12 protein-coding genes are annotated in these 17,225 nt (G+C 70.8%); 4 read left to right on the plus strand and 8 right to left on the minus strand.

Going from position 1 to position 17,225, the window contains the following annotated elements; all coding sequences use genetic code 11:
• Positions 1-8: 8 nt before the first annotated feature.
• Genes rsmD through FGE12_RS16610 form a run of 3 tightly spaced genes read right to left on the minus strand, consistent with a single transcriptional unit; the run spans position 9 to position 2,634 of the window.
• A complete protein-coding gene (gene rsmD, locus FGE12_RS16600) occupies positions 9-566 on the minus strand; it encodes a 16S rRNA (guanine(966)-N(2))-methyltransferase RsmD (RefSeq protein ID WP_153867464.1) in 558 nt (185 codons plus the stop codon).
• Positions 567-576: 10 nt separating this feature from the next.
• Complete coding sequence (locus FGE12_RS16605; RefSeq protein WP_153867465.1) at positions 577-1,602, minus strand: hypothetical protein; 1,026 nt, start codon at positions 1,600-1,602, stop codon at positions 577-579.
• A gap of 51 nt (positions 1,603-1,653) precedes the next feature.
• On the minus strand, positions 1,654-2,634 hold the full coding sequence (locus tag FGE12_RS16610; RefSeq protein WP_370459044.1) for a cation diffusion facilitator family transporter: 981 nt from the start codon (positions 2,632-2,634) through the stop codon (positions 1,654-1,656).
• A gap of 112 nt (positions 2,635-2,746) precedes the next feature.
• Between FGE12_RS16610 and FGE12_RS16615 the strand changes: the two genes are divergently transcribed.
• From FGE12_RS16615 to typA, 4 genes are all read left to right on the plus strand, one after another.
• Positions 2,747-4,342 (plus strand): sigma 54-interacting transcriptional regulator, encoded by a 1,596-nt coding sequence (locus FGE12_RS16615; RefSeq protein ID WP_153867467.1) that lies wholly within the window; start codon positions 2,747-2,749, stop codon positions 4,340-4,342.
• Positions 4,343-4,367: 25 nt separating this feature from the next.
• Positions 4,368-5,582 carry an adenylate/guanylate cyclase domain-containing protein gene (locus FGE12_RS16620; protein WP_153867468.1) on the plus strand — a complete coding sequence of 405 codons (1,215 nt, stop codon included), beginning with the start codon at positions 4,368-4,370 and terminating at the stop codon, positions 5,580-5,582.
• Positions 5,579-6,493 (plus strand): alpha/beta fold hydrolase, encoded by a 915-nt coding sequence (locus FGE12_RS16625; RefSeq protein WP_153867469.1) that lies wholly within the window; start codon positions 5,579-5,581, stop codon positions 6,491-6,493. Before FGE12_RS16620 ends, FGE12_RS16625 begins: the two co-directional genes overlap by 4 nt.
• Before the next feature lie 170 nt (positions 6,494-6,663).
• On the plus strand, positions 6,664-8,508 hold the full coding sequence (gene typA / locus FGE12_RS16630) for a translational GTPase TypA (RefSeq protein WP_153867470.1): 1,845 nt from the start codon (positions 6,664-6,666) through the stop codon (positions 8,506-8,508).
• 94 nt (positions 8,509-8,602) lie between these two features.
• Here the strand turns inward: typA and cglE are convergent, their stop codons facing one another.
• From cglE to FGE12_RS16655, 5 genes are all read right to left on the minus strand, one after another.
• Positions 8,603-9,211 (minus strand): adventurous gliding motility protein CglE, encoded by a 609-nt coding sequence (gene cglE / locus FGE12_RS16635; RefSeq protein WP_194797948.1) that lies wholly within the window; start codon positions 9,209-9,211, stop codon positions 8,603-8,605.
• Between the two features lie 147 nt (positions 9,212-9,358).
• On the minus strand, positions 9,359-11,311 hold the full coding sequence (locus tag FGE12_RS16640; protein WP_370459028.1) for a TonB family protein: 1,953 nt from the start codon (positions 11,309-11,311) through the stop codon (positions 9,359-9,361).
• 128 nt (positions 11,312-11,439) lie between these two features.
• Positions 11,440-11,712 (minus strand): hypothetical protein, encoded by a 273-nt coding sequence (locus FGE12_RS16645; protein WP_153867472.1) that lies wholly within the window; start codon positions 11,710-11,712, stop codon positions 11,440-11,442.
• 194 nt (positions 11,713-11,906) lie between these two features.
• A complete protein-coding gene (locus FGE12_RS16650) occupies positions 11,907-13,526 on the minus strand; it encodes a tetratricopeptide repeat protein (protein ID WP_228530857.1) in 1,620 nt (539 codons plus the stop codon).
• Positions 13,526-17,134: a tetratricopeptide repeat protein gene (locus FGE12_RS16655; protein ID WP_153867473.1), complete on the minus strand. Its 3,609-nt coding sequence runs from the start codon at positions 17,132-17,134 to the stop codon at positions 13,526-13,528. Before FGE12_RS16655 ends, FGE12_RS16650 begins: the two co-directional genes overlap by 1 nt.
• Between the last annotated feature and the right edge of the window lie 91 nt (positions 17,135-17,225).

Below are 17,225 nucleotides of genomic sequence, written 5' to 3' on the forward strand. Positions count from 1 at the left end.
CGAGCCGGTCAAGAAGTGGTGAAGAAACTCACGAGGGTGTCCCCGAAGCGGCGCTGGTCCACGCGGGAGAAACCCGCGTGCGCCTCCGGGGCGCTCTCGCGCTTGTCGTGCTCCACCACCACCTGGCCGCCGGGCGCGAGGAGCCCTCCCGCCGCCACCAGCTCCAGCACCCCCTCCACCATGCGCGCGGCGTAGGGCGGGTCCGCGAAGACGAGGTCGAAGGGCTCCCCGCGCTTGGCGAGCGAGTCGGCGGCCCGCGCCACCGGCAGCGCGAGCACCTCCACCTGCTTCTCGAAGCCCAGCGCCTGCGTGTTCGCCCGGCACAGGGAGAGCGCCTCGCGGTCCTGGTCCACGAGCACCGCGCGCGCGGCGCCGCGCGACACGGCCTCCAGCCCCAGCGCGCCGGTGCCCGCGTAGAGATCCAACACACGCAGGCCCTCCAGCGTCTGGCCGAGGATGTTGAAGAGGGTCTCGCGCACGCGGTCCGCCGTGGGGCGGATGTGCGAGGAGGTTGGCTTGGGGCCCGCGAGGGGGCGGCCCCGCGCGCTGCCGGCGACGATTCGCATGGGTGCTCCTCTAGTAGCCGGCGCGCTCGGCGAGGAAGGCCATGGAGCGGCGCGCGGTGCGGGTCGCGCCCACGCGGCTGAAGAGGTCCACCGCCTCGCCGAAGGAGAGCGCCTCCACGCGCTCGCGCGCGCGGGCATCGAGCGCCGGCAGCCGCTCCTCGAGCAGGCCGAGCAGATCGTGCGCGGGCACCCCTGCGCCGAGCGCCCGCTCCGCCAGGGCGAGCCGCTCCTCGGCCGGGTGCGCGTTGAGCGCCACCCGCCCGAAGGGCACCGGCGCCGAGAGCTTGCGCACCCCGGCCGCCACGTAGGCGGGCAGCGTGCGGAAGGAATTGGCCAGCGGCTCCTCGGCGGAGAGGCTCGCCCCGAAGGCCTGGGCGCAGTCCACCAGCGCGCGCACCCCGTCCACGTCCGGCTCGTCCCCCTGCCCCGCCGCGCGCACGAAGCGCACCGGGACGCCCGCCTGGGTGAGCCCCTCGAGCAGCGCGCGCGCCGCCTCGTGCGCGAGCGCGCCCTCCAGCGCGGGCAGGGACACCTCGAGCGAGAGCTCGCGCTCCACCACGGGCGCCGCGATGGCCGCCACCGTGGCCACCGCGTCCTCGACCGTGAGGCGCGTGACGTCCAGGGACACGAGCGTGAAGCCTGCGTCCACCACCCGGAAGAGGCCGTCCTTGAGCGCCGCCTCCTCCTCGCGCGTCACCCGCAGGGGTCCCGCCTCCAGGTACACCGGGCGCTCGTGCGAGGCCACGGCCGAGGCCCAGCGCAGCGCCTCCATGAACTTCTCCGCGGTGGTGCGCTCGGCGAGCGGGTGCGGGCAGACGAGGCCCAGCACCGCGTCCTCCGTGCGGGCGGCGCGCAGCAGGCCCGGGAGCGCGGCCTTGGAGTAGACGGGGATGCTGGGCAGCGCGGCAGGCGCATCGGCGAGCGCGCGCACGAGGTCCCGGGGATTGAGCAGCGGGAGCCGGGAGGATGCCCCCAGCCGCGCCACCGCGTTCGTGGGGCGCAGGGCCAGGAGCTTGTCGAGAACTTGCGCGCTCATCGGCTGGGCAGGATCGCCTTGCCCGTGGGGATGGGCAAGCGCTTTGACGCGTCAGTGGACCTCGCCCAGGTGGGCGTAGGTCTCGCTCTCGATCTGGATGGTCGTGTGGTCGATGCCGAAGCGGTCGAAGAGCTCGTGCTTCACGGCCTCGAGGATGCGGTCGTTGTTGCAGACCATGGGGTCATCCACGACCAGGTGCGCCGAGAGCGCGTACATCCCGCTCGAGATGGTCCAGACGTGCAGGTCGTGCACCGCTCGCACGCCCGCCACCTTGGCCATGAGCTGCTTCACCGCCTCCATGTCCACGTGCGCGGGCACCGCCTCGAGCAGCACGTCCACCGCGTCGCGCACGAGCCGCACCGCGCCCACGACGATGACGAGCGAGATGAGCACCGAGATGAGCGGGTCCACCGCGTACCAGCCGGTGAACCACATGATCGCCGCGCCCACGAGCACGCCCACGCTGGAGAGCGTGTCCCCCACGATGTGCAGGAAGGCGCCGCGCGTGTTCATCGAGTGCGAGCCGTGCAGGAAGCCCAGCGCCGCCAGGTTCGCCACCAGGCCCACCGTGGCCACGATCGCCATGGGGCCCAGCTGCACCACGGCGGGCGCGCGGAAGCGCTCCCACGCCTCGAGCAGGATGAAGACCGTGATGCCCAGCAGCAGCACGCCGTTGAAGAGCGCGCTGAGGATCTCCATCCGGTAGAAGCCGTAGGTGCGCTTCACGTCCGGCGGCTTGCCCGCGAACCACACGGCCAGCAGGCTCAGCGCGAGCGCCGAGACGTCCGTGAGCATGTGGCCCGCGTCGGACATCAGGGCCAGCGAGTTGGTGAGGTAGCCGCCCACCGCCTCCGCGATCGCGATGGTACCGGTGAGCAGCAGCGCGAAGAGCAGCCGGCGCTTGTCCTTGCGCCGCTCGTCCGCCTGCGACGCCGGGCGCCGCGGCACCCCGTGGCCGTGCGAGCACGCCTCTCCGTGGGCGTGGTCCGCGCCCGCCGCACCGCCATGGGGCTTGTGTGGGGAGGTGGTCAAAGCCATCGAAAGGTACTAACCCAGTTTCAACCGCACGGCACTATCGACTAAAATTCAGACAGCTGGGGGGTTCACGCTGTCCTGACTTGATGCAGTTCGGAGGCCGGGCCGGATGGATTTCGAGAGGCACCAGAACCTTCACACCATCATCATGCTCAAGGATGTGCTCCGCAAGTGGTGGAATGCGGAGCTGTCCTTCGCGGATCGCGACGGCGTGGTGCAGCCGTGGCAGCGCGGGGAGATCACCCCGCCGGCCAACGACTTCTGCCGCCTCTCGCTGTTCAGCCGCGAGGGCCTCAGGCGCTGCAGCCAGTCCGTGCGCGTGCTGCACGAGAAGTTCCGCGCGAGCCCCAAGCTGCGCCGCGCGCTCACCCACGAGTGCCACCTGGGCTTCACGATCGTGGGCGCGCCGCTCTACGTGAACAACGAGTACGAGGGCTTCGTGTTCGTGGAGGGCTTCCTGCGCCAGGCGCTCGGCGACCGCGACCTGGAGCTCTTGCGCAGCCGGCTCGGCGAGCTCAACGGCGTGGGCACGCTGGATCTGCAGCGCGCGCGCGAGCGCATCCCCCTGATGAACGAGCGCGAGTTCGAGAAGCTGACGGATCTCCTCGAGTTCGCCGTCACGGACATCTGCAACTACGAGGCGGAGCTCGCGAAGAAGGACGCCGCGGTGAAGTCGCTCAGCCACGAGCTCTCGGACCGCTACCGCTTCGAGAACATCGTGGGGCGCAGCGGCCCCATGCTGGAGATCTTCCGGCTGCTGGAGAAGGTGGCCAACTCGGACTCCACCGTGCTCATCAACGGCGAGAGCGGCACGGGCAAGGAGCTGGTGGCGCGCGCCATCCACTACAACGGCCCGCGGCGCGACAAGCCCTTCGTGGTGCAGAACTGCTCCGCCTTCAACGACAACCTCCTGGAGAGCGCCCTCTTCGGCCACACCAAGGGCAGCTTCACCGGGGCGGTCCGCGACAAGAAGGGGCTCTTCGAGGCCGCGGACGAGGGCACCTTCTTCCTGGACGAGGTGGGCGACATGTCCCCCACGCTCCAGGTGAAGCTCTTGCGCGTGCTGCAGGAGGGCACCTTCCTGCCGGTGGGCAGCACCCAGCCGCGCGAGGTGGACGTGCGCGTCATCGCCGCCACCCACAAGGACCTGGGCGAGCTGGTGAAGCGCGGCGAGTTCCGCGAGGACCTCTTCTACCGGATCAACGTGATCCGCGTGCAGGTGCCCGCGCTGCGCGAGCGCAAGGACGACCTGCCCGTCCTCATCGATCACTTCCTGCGCAAGCACCACCGCGAGGGCCAGCGCGCGCGCGGGCTCGCCCCGGACGCGCTCGCGCTGCTCGCCGCCTACGGCTGGCCCGGCAACATCCGCGAGCTGGAGAACGAGATCGAGCGGCTGCTGGTGCTGGGCAGCGACCTCGAGACCATCCCCGCCGAGCTCGTCTCCAGCCGCATCCGCGACGCGGTGCTGCCCGGCGCGGTGCCCTTCCTCGCCCAGGCGCGCATCAACGGCCGGCTCAACGACGCGGTGGAGCAGCTGGAGCGCGAGCTCATCCAGCAGGGGCTGCTGCGCACCAGCCACAACAAGAGCCGGCTCGCGCGCGAGCTGGGCATCAGCCGCTCCAACCTCATCCTCAAGATTGCCAAGTACGGACTCGGGCCCGCCGGCGGCGGCAGCGACAGCGGCGCCGAAGAGGCCGAGGCGTGAAAGCATCGCCGTGAAAGCCCCTCCCATGTACGCCGTCTCCCTCGTCCCGGCGCTCGCCGAGGACCTCCTCTCCCGCGTGCGCGCGCTCGCGTACCTGCTCGCGCTCCCGGCGCTCGCGCTGCTCGCCCCCCGCGCGGAGCTCTCGCGCGGCGCCCTCGCACTCGCCGGGCTCACGCTGCTCACCTGCGCGCTGAGCGCCTTCGTGCCGGCGGTGCGCAGCGTGCGCGGCCAGGCGCTGCCGCGCGCCACGGGCTGGGTCGCCCCCTTCGCGGACCTGGCCGCGCTCGCGGGAGCGCACCTGCTGCTCGCCCGCGCGGCGCCTCCGGGCCTGGACGTCGAGCCGCTGGTGCTGGTCTCGCTCGTCGCGGGAGCCGTGCTGGTGGTGGCCTCCGCGGGCCTGCGCGCGAGCGCCCTGCTCGCCCTGCTCTGCACGCTCGCGGGGGGCGCGGCGCTGCTCGCCTACGTGCGGCTGCACCCGGGCACGGGCCGCACGGCCTGCCTCGTCGCCGTCGCGCTCGCGGGGGCGTGTGCCTTCGGGCTCGCGCGGCTGGTGCGGCGCGCGGCGGCCCAGACGGCGCTGGCCCGCGTGCTGCCGGGCGCGGGCGCGCTGCGGGTGGCGCGCGAGCCCTCGCTGCTCGCGGCGGAGGGCACCCGGCTCGAGGCCACGGTGCTCTTCGCCGAGCTGCGCGGGCTCTCCGCGTGGGCGGGCGAGCGCGAGCCGGACGAGGTCATCCGGCTGATGCGCCGGCTGCGCACGCTGCTGGCCGCGGCGATCCACGAGGACGGGGGCTCGCTGCTCGAGGTGACGGGAGACGGGGTGCTCGCGGTGTTCGGCGCGCCCGAGCCCGCGCCGGGCGATGCGCGCGCGGCGCTGCACGCGGCAGCGGCGCTCGTGCGCCACGTGCGCGCGCTCGCCATCTCCGAGGACCTCCCGCTCTCCGTGGGCGTGGGGCTGCACCGCGGCCGGCTCGTCGCGGGCGACATGGGCGCGGAGGGCCTCCTGCAGTACGCGCTGGTCGGCGACGTGGTCAGCATCGCGCGGCGGCTCGAGTCCCTGACGAACGAGGTGAAGGTGGAGGTCATCCTCTCCGCGGACGTGAGCGCGGCGCTGGATGCGCCCGCGCCCTTGCGCGCGCTGGGCCCGGTGCGCGTGGCCGGCCGCAGCCGCAGCGTGGAGGCCTTCGCCTGGGAGGAGGCGCCGAGCGATCCGGCCGCCTCGCTGTTAACCGTCCCCAGATGAGCAGCGCCTTCCTCAAGGTGCCCGACGGCACCACGCTCTTCTACCGCGTCGAGGGCCCCGAGGCCGACGACCCGGGCTCGCCCTTCGTGCTGTGCGACGGGCTGGGCTGCGACGGCTTCGCCTGGAAGCACCTCGCCCCCTTCCTCGCGGCGCGGCACCGCGTGCTGCGCTGGCACTACCGCGGCCACGGGCGCTCGAGCGTTCCGCCCGACCCGACGCGCGTGGGGATGGACTTCCACTGCGACGATTTGGCGCGGGTGATGGACGCGGGCGGCATCGAGCGCGGCCTGCTCTTCGGCCACTCCATGGGCGTGCAGGTGGCGCTCGAGTTCCACCGCCGCCACCCCGAGCGCGTGAGCGGGCTGGTGCTGATGTGCGGCAGCTACGGCAACCCGCTCGACACCTTCCACGACAGCACCTACCTCAAACGCGCCTTCCCCTATATCCGCAGCGCCGTGGAGCGCTTCCCCGGCCCCGCGGCGAAGGTGGTGCACGCGGTGGCGAGCAGCCGGCTCGCCGCGCGCGTGGCGCTCACCTTCGAGGTGAACGGGAAGGTGCTGACCGAAGACGACATGGCGCCCTACTTCGCGCACCTCGCGTGCATGGACCCGGTCGTCTTCGTGCGCACGCTGGAGTCGCTCGCGGCGCACACGGCGGAGGACCACCTGCCCGCGGTGGACGTGCCCACGCTGGTGGTGGGTGGCGAGCAGGACACCTTCACCCCCGCCTGGCTCAGTCGCCGCATGGCCGAGGCCATTCCGGGCGCGGAGCTGTTCCTGCTGAGCGGGGGCACGCACACTGCCCCGCTGGAGCACCCGCGGGCCATCGAGATGCGGCTCGAGCGCTTCCTCCAGGAGCACGCCTTCGCCCCGAAGCCGCGGCGCCGCCGCAGGGCCTCGCGGGCGCGCTGAGGGAGCGTCCGGAAGCGGCGGCTGGACGCCCGCCTGGTCAGCCGACGACTGCGTTCGTTGCAGCCGGCCTGCCTGCGGCATATAAGCCCCCGCCTTCGGCGTTCCACTGGGGTTCCAAGACCTCAGCGGCCGCCCTGCGGCACCCATACCTTTTTCAGAATCGGCCTCAGATGATCCCCCGCGAAAACATCCGCAACATCGCCATCGTCGCGCACGTCGACCACGGCAAGACCACCCTCGTCGATCACATGCTCCGCCAGGCGGGCATCTTCCGCAGCAACGAGGCGATGACCGAGCGGGTCATGGACTCGAACGACCTCGAGCGCGAGAAGGGCATCACGATCCTCGCGAAGAACACCGCCGTCTCGTACCAGGGCAAGCAGATCAACATCATCGACACCCCGGGCCACGCGGACTTCGGCGGTGAGGTGGAGCGCGGCCTGCGCCTGGTGGACGGCGTGGTCCTCCTGGTGGACGCGGCCGAGGGCCCCCTGCCCCAGACCCGCTTCGTGCTCTCCAAGGCGCTGGCGATGGGCCTGAAGACCATCCTCGTGATCAACAAGATCGACCGCTCGGACGCGCGCGCGCCCGAGGTGCTCGACCTGGTGTACTCGCTCTTCATCGACCTGGGCGCGGACGACAAGCAGCTCGAGTTCCCCGTGCTCTACACGGTCGCGCGCCAGGGCCAGGCCAGCACGAAGCTGGACGTGAAGGGTGAGACGCTCGCCCCGCTCTTCGAGGCGATCATCAACCACATGCCGCCCCCGCCTGCGTCCGAGCACCCGGACCTGCAGCTGCTGGTGGCGAACCTGGATTACGACGACTACGTGGGCCGCCTCGCGGTGGGCCGCGTGCAGGCCGGCCGCATCACGCCCAACACCCCCGTCTCCATCGTGCGCGAGGGTGGCAAGGTGGAGCAGGGCAAGATCGTGAAGCTCTACGGCTTCCAGGGCCTCAAGCGCACCGAGATCCCGGACGCGGGCCCCGGGGAGATCGTCTCCATCGCGGGCATCGAGGACGTGTCCATCGGCGACACCATCTGCGCCGCGGAGAACCCGGTCGCCCTGCCCCGCATCGTGGTGGACGAGCCCACGATGATGATGATCTTCAAGGTCAACGACGGTCCGCTCGCGGGCAAGGAGGGCAAGTACGTGACCTCCCGCAACCTGCGCGAGCGCCTCTACCGCGAGGCCTACCGCAACGTGGCCGTGCGCGTGGAGGACACCGAGACCCCGGACGCCTTCCGCGTCATCGGCCGCGGCGAGCTCGCGCTCGCGGTGATCATCGAGAACATGCGCCGCGAGGGCTACGAGCTCACCGCCTCGAACCCCGAGCCGGTGACCAAGGAGGTGGACGGCGTCGTCCACGAGCCCATGGAGATGATGGTGTGCGACGTGCCCGAGGGCAGCGTCGGCGCCGTGACCGAGCGCCTCGGGCCCCGCAAGGGCCGCATGGTGGACATGTCCACCCTGGGTTCGGGCCGCACCCGCCTGCAGTTCCGCATCCCCGCGCGCGGCCTCGTGGGCTTCCGCTCGGAGTTCCTCACCATCACCCGCGGTGAGGGCATCATGAGCAGCCAGTTCGACGGCTACGAGCCCTGGTTCGGCCACATCCCGAAGCGCAAGAACGGCGCGATCGTGAGCGACCGCCTCGGCGAGACCGTGCCCTACGCGCTCTTCAGCATCCAGGAGCGCGGCTTCCTCTTCGTGGGCGCGCAGGTGCAGGTGTACGAGGGCATGATCATCGGCGAGAACGCCCACCCCTCGGACCTCAACGTCAACTGCTGCCGCGAGAAGAAGCTCACCAACATCCGCGCCGCCGGCCGCGACGAGAACGTGCTGCTCGTTCCGCCGCGCGAGATGGGCCTGGAGAAGGCGCTCGAGTGGATCGCCGCCGACGAGCTCATCGAGGTGACCCCGAAGTCCATCCGCATGCGCAAGAAGTCGCTCAGCTTCAACGAGCGCTACCGCGACGAGCGCGACCGCAAGCGCGAGATGCTCGCCGCCGGCGAGTAGTCGCCGCGGGCGCAGCGGCCTGAAACGCCGAAGGGCGGGAGGATCCACCGGATCCTTCCGCCCTTCCCTTTTGCGGGCTGTGCGAGCCGGCCCGCTAGAACGTGTACTTCACCCGCGGGAACAGCGCGAAGGTGGGGATGTTGGGCCCGATGACGTAGCGCACCAGCAGGTCCGCGCCGACGCTGAAGTGATCCATCGAGGTCGCGTACTCGAGCCCCACGCCCGCGCCCAGGTTGAAGGCGTTGGTGGTGCTGTCCGCCGGCTGGTCCAGGCGCGGGGACGGGTCCAGGCGGGTGATGCCCGCGGCCACCTTGGGCGCGAGGTAGAGCCGCTCGGCGAGCAGGAAGTTGTAGGCCACCGTGGCGTCCCCGAACATCACGGTGAAGTTGTCCGCGCGGGCGCAGGTGCCCGGCGCCCCCTCGACGGTGCCGCCGAAGCAGTTGGCGGCGGAGGAGCCCAGGCCGAAGTGGGCGCCCACCGAGATGCGCTCTCCCAGGTCGTAGCCCACGCCCAGCTGCAGGTAGGGTTGACCGTTGGAGTAGTGGTTCTCGCCCCCCATGGTCCAGAACACGCCCACGTTCGTCTCGGTGTAGAAGCCGCGGCGCACGGACAGGGGCACGCCCTCCGGGGGCGTGGCCGCCTGGGCAGCGGGTGCGGCGACGAGAGCGACCGCCAGGGCCGCAGCAGGGAGCGACTTCAGCACAGAGCCTCCACGCGAGAGTGGGACGCGATCACGAGCGCCCGGACGATAGGGATGCCCCGTCGCACGCGGCAACGGAGGCTGGAAACAAAAGTGGCGTGGACCGTCGGGTCCACGCCACTTGGGGTCAGGCGATCAGCGCACGCGGCACTAGCTGCCAGCGGGCGAGAAGATCCACGGGTAGGTGACGGCCACCGTGCCGCCGCCCTTGGGCTCGGGGAACTTCCAGCGGCGGATGCGGCTGAGCATGCACTGCTCGGCGGCGCTGCTGCCCAGCGTGGTCTCGGTGACGTCCGCCTCGCTCACTCCACCCATGGGGTCGATGGTGAAGGCGACCGCGACCTTGCCCTTCAGGTCCGGCTGCTTGTTCAGCTCGGACTCGTAGCAGTACTTGATCTCGTTCTGGTGCTGCCGGATGACCTTCTGGATGACGTCCTTGTCGAGGCCGCCCACCACGGTCGTCTTGCCGGGGATGATCTTGGTGATGTCCTTGCCGCGGCCGCCCAGGTCGATGCCGCCGCCGCCCGTGCCGCGGCCGGTGCCCTGGGTGCCCAGGCCGCCGAGGCCGATGGCCGTGCCGCCGCCACCCACGCCGGTGCCGCGAGAGCCGAGCCCGCCCACGCCCTGCGCATCACCCATGCCGGCGCCGCCCTTCACGCCGCCCAGCGCGTTGTTGATGCCGGAGCCGAGGCCGCCCGGACCGAACACGTCCGAGACCGCGCCGTTCTTGCCCTTGAGCGCGCCGAGCAGACCGGCGCTGGCGACCTTCTTGCGGTCCAGTTCCTTCTTGTCCTTCTGGACCACGGGGGCGCCCGCCTTGGAGGGATCGGCCTCGGCCTTCTTGGCCTCCTCCTTGCCGAACTTGCCCTCCTCCTTCTCGGCCTTCGCACCCTCCTCCGCACCCGAGAGCTTCTGGGGCTTGGGCGGCTCCGGCTTCTTGGTCACGATGAACTTGGCCACCATCGCCTGGGTCGCGGCATCGTCCTCGGCGGTGCGCGTCTCGGAGCGCGGGCTGAGGAAGATGGCCGTGATGAAGGCGCCGAGGCCGAGCAGGCACACGCTCGCGATCTTGAAGAAGGTGTAGTCGCGCTCCTTCGCGCTCTTGGCGATGACGAGCGGGCTGGGCCGCACGTAGCGCACCACGAAGGTGACGTTGCCGAAGGCGACCTCGGCGCGGTCGTTCAGGCCGAGCGTGAGCACCTCCTGGTTCTCCGCCACGCTGAGCTGCCCGGCCGAGCGCAGGCTCTCCTTGGAGCGCACGTTCCCGTGCTGCGTGAGGATGATGCCGGTGCCGGCGGGCACGCGCAGCTCGAGCTTGTCCGCACGGCTGATGGCGAGCGGGAAGCTCTTGCCCAGCTCGGGGGCGAAGACGTGGAAGTCGTTGAGCTTGCCCTCGCCGACCTTCACCTGCACGTCGTCGCGGTAGTGCTCCACGCCCATCATCTGGTCGCCCCAGAAGAGCGCCACCTGCAGCACCTTCTCGGCCGCGGTGGGCTGGGCGTCCGCGGGCAGCGGATCCTGCAGGTGCGGCGGGCGCGCAGGCCGGAACGGCGCGGCAGCGCGCTGCTGCTGCAGGGCCACCGGCTTCACTGGCTGCACGGAGGCGCGGGCGCGCAGGTTCGGAGGCGCGCTGACCACCGGGCGGTTCGCCGGCGCGGGCGGGTTCACCACCGGCACGGGCGGGTTGACCACGGGGCGCGCGGCGTTCACGGGCGCCGCGTGCATGCGCACCGGTGCGGGCGCGGGCATCGCGCGAGGCAGCGTGAGCTCCTGCAGCGGCGCCGGGCTCGAGACCCCGCTCGGAGCCGCGACGTGAGCGGCCACGGGCACGGGCGCAGGCACCAGCTGGGGCACCGGCTCACCGAAGAGCACGGTGACCTGCGAGCCACCCACCGTGAGCACGTCGCCGGAGGCGAGCGCCATCGGGATGAGGAGCCGCTGGCCCTTCACCTGCGTCCCGCTCTCGCTGCCGAGATCGATCGCGGTGACCGCGCCGCTCGGGTCCACCTTCAGCATCAGGTGGAGATTGGAGACCCGGGGGTCCTGGATCTTCACCGCTGCCGCGGCACCCGACCCCACCAGGATGCTCTCGGAATCCGCCACGGTCTCCTGAGTGGAGCCATCCGGTCCCGTGATCCGAAGCGTCAAACCGTTCTTCTTCGCCGCCGCCATGAAGTTCCTTCCCTCCCGCCCATCCATCCCCAGACCTCTGCTCCCGAACTTCGCTGCGCCTACAGGTTGTCGACCGACTTCTGCAGCTCAGGGTTGAAGTTGTCGCGCACCTTGATGAGGCTCTTGAAATTGGTCTTCTTGCGGTTGAGCACGTACGAGCCCTCGGGCTTCGTCAGCTCGCCCTCGACCGCCACGTCGGTGAAGTCGATGACCGTCTTCTTCTTGAAGACCGTCTTGTCCTCTTCCTGGATCACCTTCACCCGGTCCTGCGCGAGCGCGGCACCCGCGCCCGCCAGCATCACCACCGCCATCGCTGCTGCCCGAATCCGCATTGCCGCCTCCGTCACCGGTGCCGAGCGCGCCCGAACCGCCCCCGCGCTCCTTGCACACCGCGAACCACTCCCAAGCCCCTGAAACCTAAGGACTTCCTTGCTTCGCGCCAGCCCCTCCCCACCGGAGTGGAGAAACTTTTACCGGGGCCGGTGGAAGGGGCTTTCACACACCCCCTCCGCGGATCAGCGCCCGGCTACTGCGCAGGCGCAGGAGCCGGTGCGGCCGGCTGAGCAGCGGCCGGCGAGGCCTGCGTCGCGGCAGCCTGCGGCGCCTGCTGCGCTCCGGCCGCTGCAGCCTGAGGAGCAGTGGCCGGCGCCTGCTGCGCGGGGGCGCCCCCGGCCTCGCTCGGCGGCGCGCTGCCGTCCGCAGGCGCGCCCTCGGGAGCGGCGCTCTCGGGAGACGCCGCAGGGGCCGCCTCGGGGCGCGGCGCATTCGGGTCCACGCCCTCCTGCTGCGCCGCCTGGTCGGTCACCTTGTCCACGACGGAGCTGCCGGAGCTGCCCTCCGTGGGCGCCTGGGCGCCGTCCTTCTTGGCGTCGTCGGCCTTCGGGGCCTTGGCGGCCTCGGGAGCCTTGGGCGGCGGCGCCTTCTGCATCGTCTGGATGCCCTTGATCTTGGACTCGATGGACTGCTGATCCTCGGGCCGCGTGCCGGGCAGCTGGCGGCACTGCTCGAGGTAGCGCAGCGCCTTGTCCCAGCCGGCGCGGTCCACGGAGTAGGCCCAGCCCGCGCCGCAGACGGCGTCCGGCTGGTTCTCGCGCATCGCGAGCACCTTCTCGAAGGCCTCGCCCGCGGCGAGCCCCTTCTTGGGGTCGCGCGTGCGCTGCCCGTCCAGCGCGTAGCCGTAGTACAGGTAGCTCTCGTAGCTGGTGCCATCGAGCGCCACCGCGCGGGCGAAGGCCTTCTCGGCACCCTCGTAGTCGCGGTACGCGAGCGCCATCGCGCCGATGTTCAGGTAGCCCGGGGCGAAGTTCTCGTCGAGCGAGACGGCCTTCTGGAACTGAGCGAGCGCGCGCGGGCGCTCGTTCATCTTCAGGTAGATCATCCCCAGGTTGTTGTAGACGCCCGGGTCCTTCTCATCGAGCTTGCGCGCGTTCGCGCTGATGAACTCGGCGAGACGGTACTGCCCCTGGTCGTAGTAGATGAGCGAGAGGTTCTTGTACGCCTCGGCGTTGTCCTTGGAGCGCGCGAGCACCAGGCGCGCGGTGGCCTCGGCGCGGTCGAACTTGCGCGCGAGCCGGTACGCCACGGTGAGGTTGTTGAGCAGGGCCACGTCGTGCTCGCGGCCGGGCGCCTTGAGCACCTCCTCGTAGAGCGCGATGGCCTCGTCGAACTTCTCCTGCTGCCGGTACACCTTGCCCAGGTTGAGCAGCGTGGGCGTATGGCCGGGGTTGAGCTTGCGCGCGGCGAGGTAGGCCTTCTCGGCCTCCGCGAGGTTGCCCTGGCGCTCGGCGACGACGCCCAGGTTGTACTGGGCGTTCACGCTGCCGGGCACCTTCTCCAGCACCTGCTGGAAGCCCTTCTTCGCCGCGTCCCACTCGCCCTTGTCGAAGGCGGCGAGCGCCTCGGCGAAGCGCGCGTGCGCGGCGTCCTCGGTGGAGGCCGCCTTGGCGGGCGCCGCGGGCGTCTGGGGCTGCGCGGCGACCGGCGCGGGCGCGGCGGTCCTGGGCGCAGCCGCGAGCGGCTCGGGACGGGTCTTCGGCGCGCTCGCGCAGGCAGAGGTGAAGGCGAGCGCGGCGGTGGTCAGCGTGCGGGCGATTCGCATGGTCGGCAGGGACGTCGGAGCAGAGAGGGTGTGAGTGCGGGAGCGCATCAGCGGGCCTCCTCGAGGAGCGCCGTGGGCGCGGGCTGCTGCGCGGCGGACGGCGTGCTGCTGCCGTCCGTGGGCTTGGGCGGCACAGGCGCCGCGGCGGGCGCGGCCGCGGGCACGGGCTCGGCCTTGGCGGAGCCGGTGGCGGCCTCGTCCGGCTGCTTCTCCACGCCGGCGGTGGCGAAGAACTCGCTGCCGCGGTACGGCACCTCGCGCACCCGGGCGTAGCGGCCCGGCTGGTACTTGTTCATCTGCTCCTGCGCGGCGAGCGTCCACTCGTCGTAGAGGGCGAGCTCGTAGGCCTTGGACAGCCCCTTGTCGAGCGCCTCCTGGGCCTTCTCCTCGAGCGGCATCGAGAGGTTCTCCAGCTCGGTGCGGTAGAGCTCGGTCTGCTCCTCGTCCAGGCCCTTGGGGTCCGGCGACTCGACGATGTTGCGGGCGAAGTCCGCGTACGCGAGCCCGATACGGGTGAGCGAGGCGATGGCCCACTCACCGGCGCCGGTGTTGAGCACGTCGATGTAGGCCTTCTCCAGCCGCTGCATCTCGCGCTGCTTGGCGAGCAGGTCGCGCTTGAGCGTGGCCACGCGGTTGAGCTTGATGTCCGTGAAGGTCTTCCACTCGGGCTCCACGGCGAGGAAGCGCGCGTGGGCGTAGGCGTCCAGCACGCTCACGTCCTTGCGGGCGTCCGCGCTGAGGCGGGCCCAGCCGCGCACCAGCTCCCCCTGCACGCGCTCGGCGTCCGGCAGGTTGCGGCCCTGGCGCAGGGCGAGCATCTGGCGGTACTTCGCCACGTACACCTTGCCCGGCGTGGTGCGCGGGTCGTGCGCGTAGGTCTCGGCGAAGCGCTCGAAGGCGCGCGCCGCCTCGCCCCACTTCTTGTCCTTCTCGTGGACGAGCGCGATGTTGTAGGCGATCTCCGGCACGTCCTTGCGGTCCTTGAAGCGCGAGAGGTACGTGTTGTAGGCGCTGATCGCCTTGCCGGACTCGCCCACGCCCTCCCACCAGAGGCCGGCGTTGAAGACGGCGTCCGCCACCCACTTCTCGGCCTTGGCGAGCTCGCTCTTGCGCACCTGGGCCTGCTCGGCCTTCTTCTGCGCGAGCGCGTCGTCCGCGGCGGGCTTCGCGTCCTTGCCCTTCTGCTTGCTCTCCGCCTGCTCCTTCACCGCGGCGTCGTAGGCGGCGACGAAGGCCTCGTACATGGCGGCGGACTTCTTGAACTCGGCGGTCTTCTCGTAGAACTGCGCGAGCGTGTAGCGGGCCTGCAGCGCGTAGGGGCTCTTCGGGTGGTCGCGCAGCAGCTGCTCGCCGGCGGACACGCCGCGGTCCAGCTGGTTCGCCTCCTGGAAGATGACCATGGCGCTGGTGAGCGCGCGGTCGGCGTTCTCGCTCTTGGGGAACTCGGCGACGAACTTGAGGAACTCGTCCGCGGCCTTCGCCGGGTTCTTCTCCTTCAGGTACACCACCTCGTGCACCCACTTGTACTGGCTGCCCTCCACCACCGAGGCCACGCGCTTGGCGAAGTCCGGGTTGTTGCGGGTCAGCTTCTTGTTCGCGAGGAACTTGCGGCTGAGCGCGTTGAGCTCGCCCCACTCCTGGCGGGTCTCGAGCACGTACATGGTGAGGTCGGCGGCGTCCTGGCTGCGCTTCTCCTCGGGGAACTTCTCGATGATCTCCCCGAAGCGGCGCGCCGCGTCCACGAAGTGGTTGCGATCGTAGAGGATGACCGCGGCCTGGTAGCGCAGGTCGATCTCGTCCTTGTTGTTCGGGTAGAGGCGGTTGTACGTGTCGCAGGCGGCCACGAGCTTCTGCTCGAACTTGCTCAGGGGCTGCTCCTCCACCTGCTTCGCGTCGCGCTTGACCAGGCGGCCCTGCTTCTCCATGTCCCCCTTGTCCTTGCGCTCGTTGACCTTCTCGCCGTCCTTGAGGTTGCTCTTGGCGAGCTCACCGCGCTCGATCTTCACGAGCTTGTCGTAGGCGAGCACGGCGGCGTAGGCGGCCTTCTCCCGGTAGCTCTCGTTGCTGGCCTCCTTCGCGCTCTCGCGGTCCGGGATCTTGAAGGCCACCACCTGGTCGTAGGCCTCGGCGGCGTGGTCCCACTCCTCGAGCGCCCAGAGGATCTCGGCGTAGAAGAAGCGCAGGTTGAAGGCGCTGTCCGCGACGTACTCGGGGTTCTCGCTGCTGGCGAAGGCGTCCACGTACTGCTTGTAGATGTCGCGGGCGAGCCGGTAGGTCTCCACCTGGCGCGTCTTCTGCGCCTCCTGGTGGTACTCGGTCACCATGGTGCGCATCGCCTCTTCCGTCACGCTGAAGGCGTTGCGCAGCACGGGGGCCTGGCCCTCGTTGGCCTTCCACCACTCGCCGCCGGGGCGGTAGAGGTCGACCATCTTCTTCATCTCGGTGCGCACCTGGGCGCGCTGGCGCAGCCCCTCGTGCGCCTTGACGATGGCCTGCTGGAACTCGGGCGCGTCCGGTCCCATGGGGGACTCCTGGATCAGCACCCGGTAGATCTTGATCGCGCTGTCGAAGTGGCCGCCCTCGTCCGCGAGCCCCCCGGCCGTCTTGGCGAGCAGCCGGTTGCGCTTCTTCTCCGGCGCCTTCTGGCGGAAGTAGCTGAGCGCCTCGTCCGGGCGGTTCATCTGCACGTAGAAGACCGTGAGATCGTTGAGCGCCTCGGTGCGCAGGTTGGCGAGGTTGTGCTCGGGCGAGTCCGCGTAGTCCACGACCTCGTAGAGCTTCTTGAGGCCGGCCTCGAGCTCACCCGAGTTGTAGTCGCACCACGCGAGCTTGTAGACCGCGTAGGCGTAGATCATCGGGGTCTTCGACTCGCGCGCCTTGAGGAAGTTCTCCCGCGCCTCGGTGAGCTTGTTCTTGTCGAAGTAGTAGTTGCCCAGCTGGATGTACGCGTGCGGCGTGAACTCCGACTGGGGGAACTCCTGGATCAGCGTCTGGTAGCGCTTCACCGACTCGTCGCGCCGGTTGAGCTCCTCCAGGTTGTAGCCCACGGCGAAGAGCACCTCGTCGCGGCGCTCGTAGTCCGGGAACTCGGTGAGCAGCTGCTCGTAGAGCTTCATCGTCTCGGCGCGGTAGCGCTCGCTGCCGCGGTGATCCGCCTGGGGCGCCTCGCCCTTGTCGCCGCGGGCGACGGCCGCGTCGTAGGCCTTCTCGGCCTCCTTCTGCTTCGCCATCTCCAGGCTGTAGAGGTACTTGGACTTCTCCAGGTACAGCTCGGAGAGGTGGTAGATCATCGCCGCGCGCGCGGGGCTGCCCGGCTCGAGCTTCGCCACCAGGCGCTTGAGCCCTTCGATGGCCTCGTCGCGCTTGCGGTCCGCGAGCGCGCCGCGCTTCGCGTCCTCGATGCGCGGGATCTCCCCGAACTTGGTGTTGCTCACCATGCGCGCGGGGCCCTGGCGCTCGGGCGCCTCGGGCACGGCTGGCGCCTTCGGCGCCTTCGCCTTCGCAGGCTTGCTCGCGGTCTCCTTGGCCGCGCTCTCCTTGGCCGCCGCCGCCGCGGGCTTCTTCGCCCGCCGCTGCTGCGCCTCCGCCTCCCCCACCCCCCCTGCCGCGAGCGCAACGCCCACTGCCAGGGCACCGAACCGAAGGACCGCCTTCATGCGAGCTCCTGCTCTGAAATGACGCCAGAAGCTAAGAGCGCCCCCCCGGTCTGAGAAGTGCTACGGCCGACGCGAGGGGCAAGATTTTGCC

It is taken from the genome of Aggregicoccus sp. 17bor-14 (genome assembly GCF_009659535.1).
Lineage (GTDB): Bacteria > Myxococcota > Myxococcia > Myxococcales > Myxococcaceae > Aggregicoccus.

Excerpts from the sequence above, each read along its gene's own strand:
- rsmD (WP_153867464.1), bottom strand. The coding sequence starts at position 566 with ATGCGAATCGTCGCCGGCAGCGCGCGGGGCCGCCCCCTCGCGGGCCCC.
- FGE12_RS16605 (WP_153867465.1), bottom strand. The coding sequence starts at position 1,602 with ATGAGCGCGCAAGTTCTCGACAAGCTCCTGGCCCTGCGCCCCACGAAC.
- FGE12_RS16615 (WP_153867467.1), top strand. The coding sequence starts at position 2,747 with ATGGATTTCGAGAGGCACCAGAACCTTCACACCATCATCATGCTCAAG.
- FGE12_RS16620 (WP_153867468.1), top strand. The coding sequence starts at position 4,368 with ATGTACGCCGTCTCCCTCGTCCCGGCGCTCGCCGAGGACCTCCTCTCC.
- FGE12_RS16625 (WP_153867469.1), top strand. The coding sequence starts at position 5,579 with ATGAGCAGCGCCTTCCTCAAGGTGCCCGACGGCACCACGCTCTTCTAC.
- typA (WP_153867470.1), top strand. The coding sequence starts at position 6,664 with ATGATCCCCCGCGAAAACATCCGCAACATCGCCATCGTCGCGCACGTC.
- FGE12_RS16645 (WP_153867472.1), bottom strand. The coding sequence starts at position 11,712 with ATGCGGATTCGGGCAGCAGCGATGGCGGTGGTGATGCTGGCGGGCGCG.
- FGE12_RS16650 (WP_228530857.1), bottom strand. The coding sequence starts at position 13,526 with ATGCGCTCCCGCACTCACACCCTCTCTGCTCCGACGTCCCTGCCGACC.
- FGE12_RS16655 (WP_153867473.1), bottom strand. The coding sequence starts at position 17,134 with ATGAAGGCGGTCCTTCGGTTCGGTGCCCTGGCAGTGGGCGTTGCGCTC.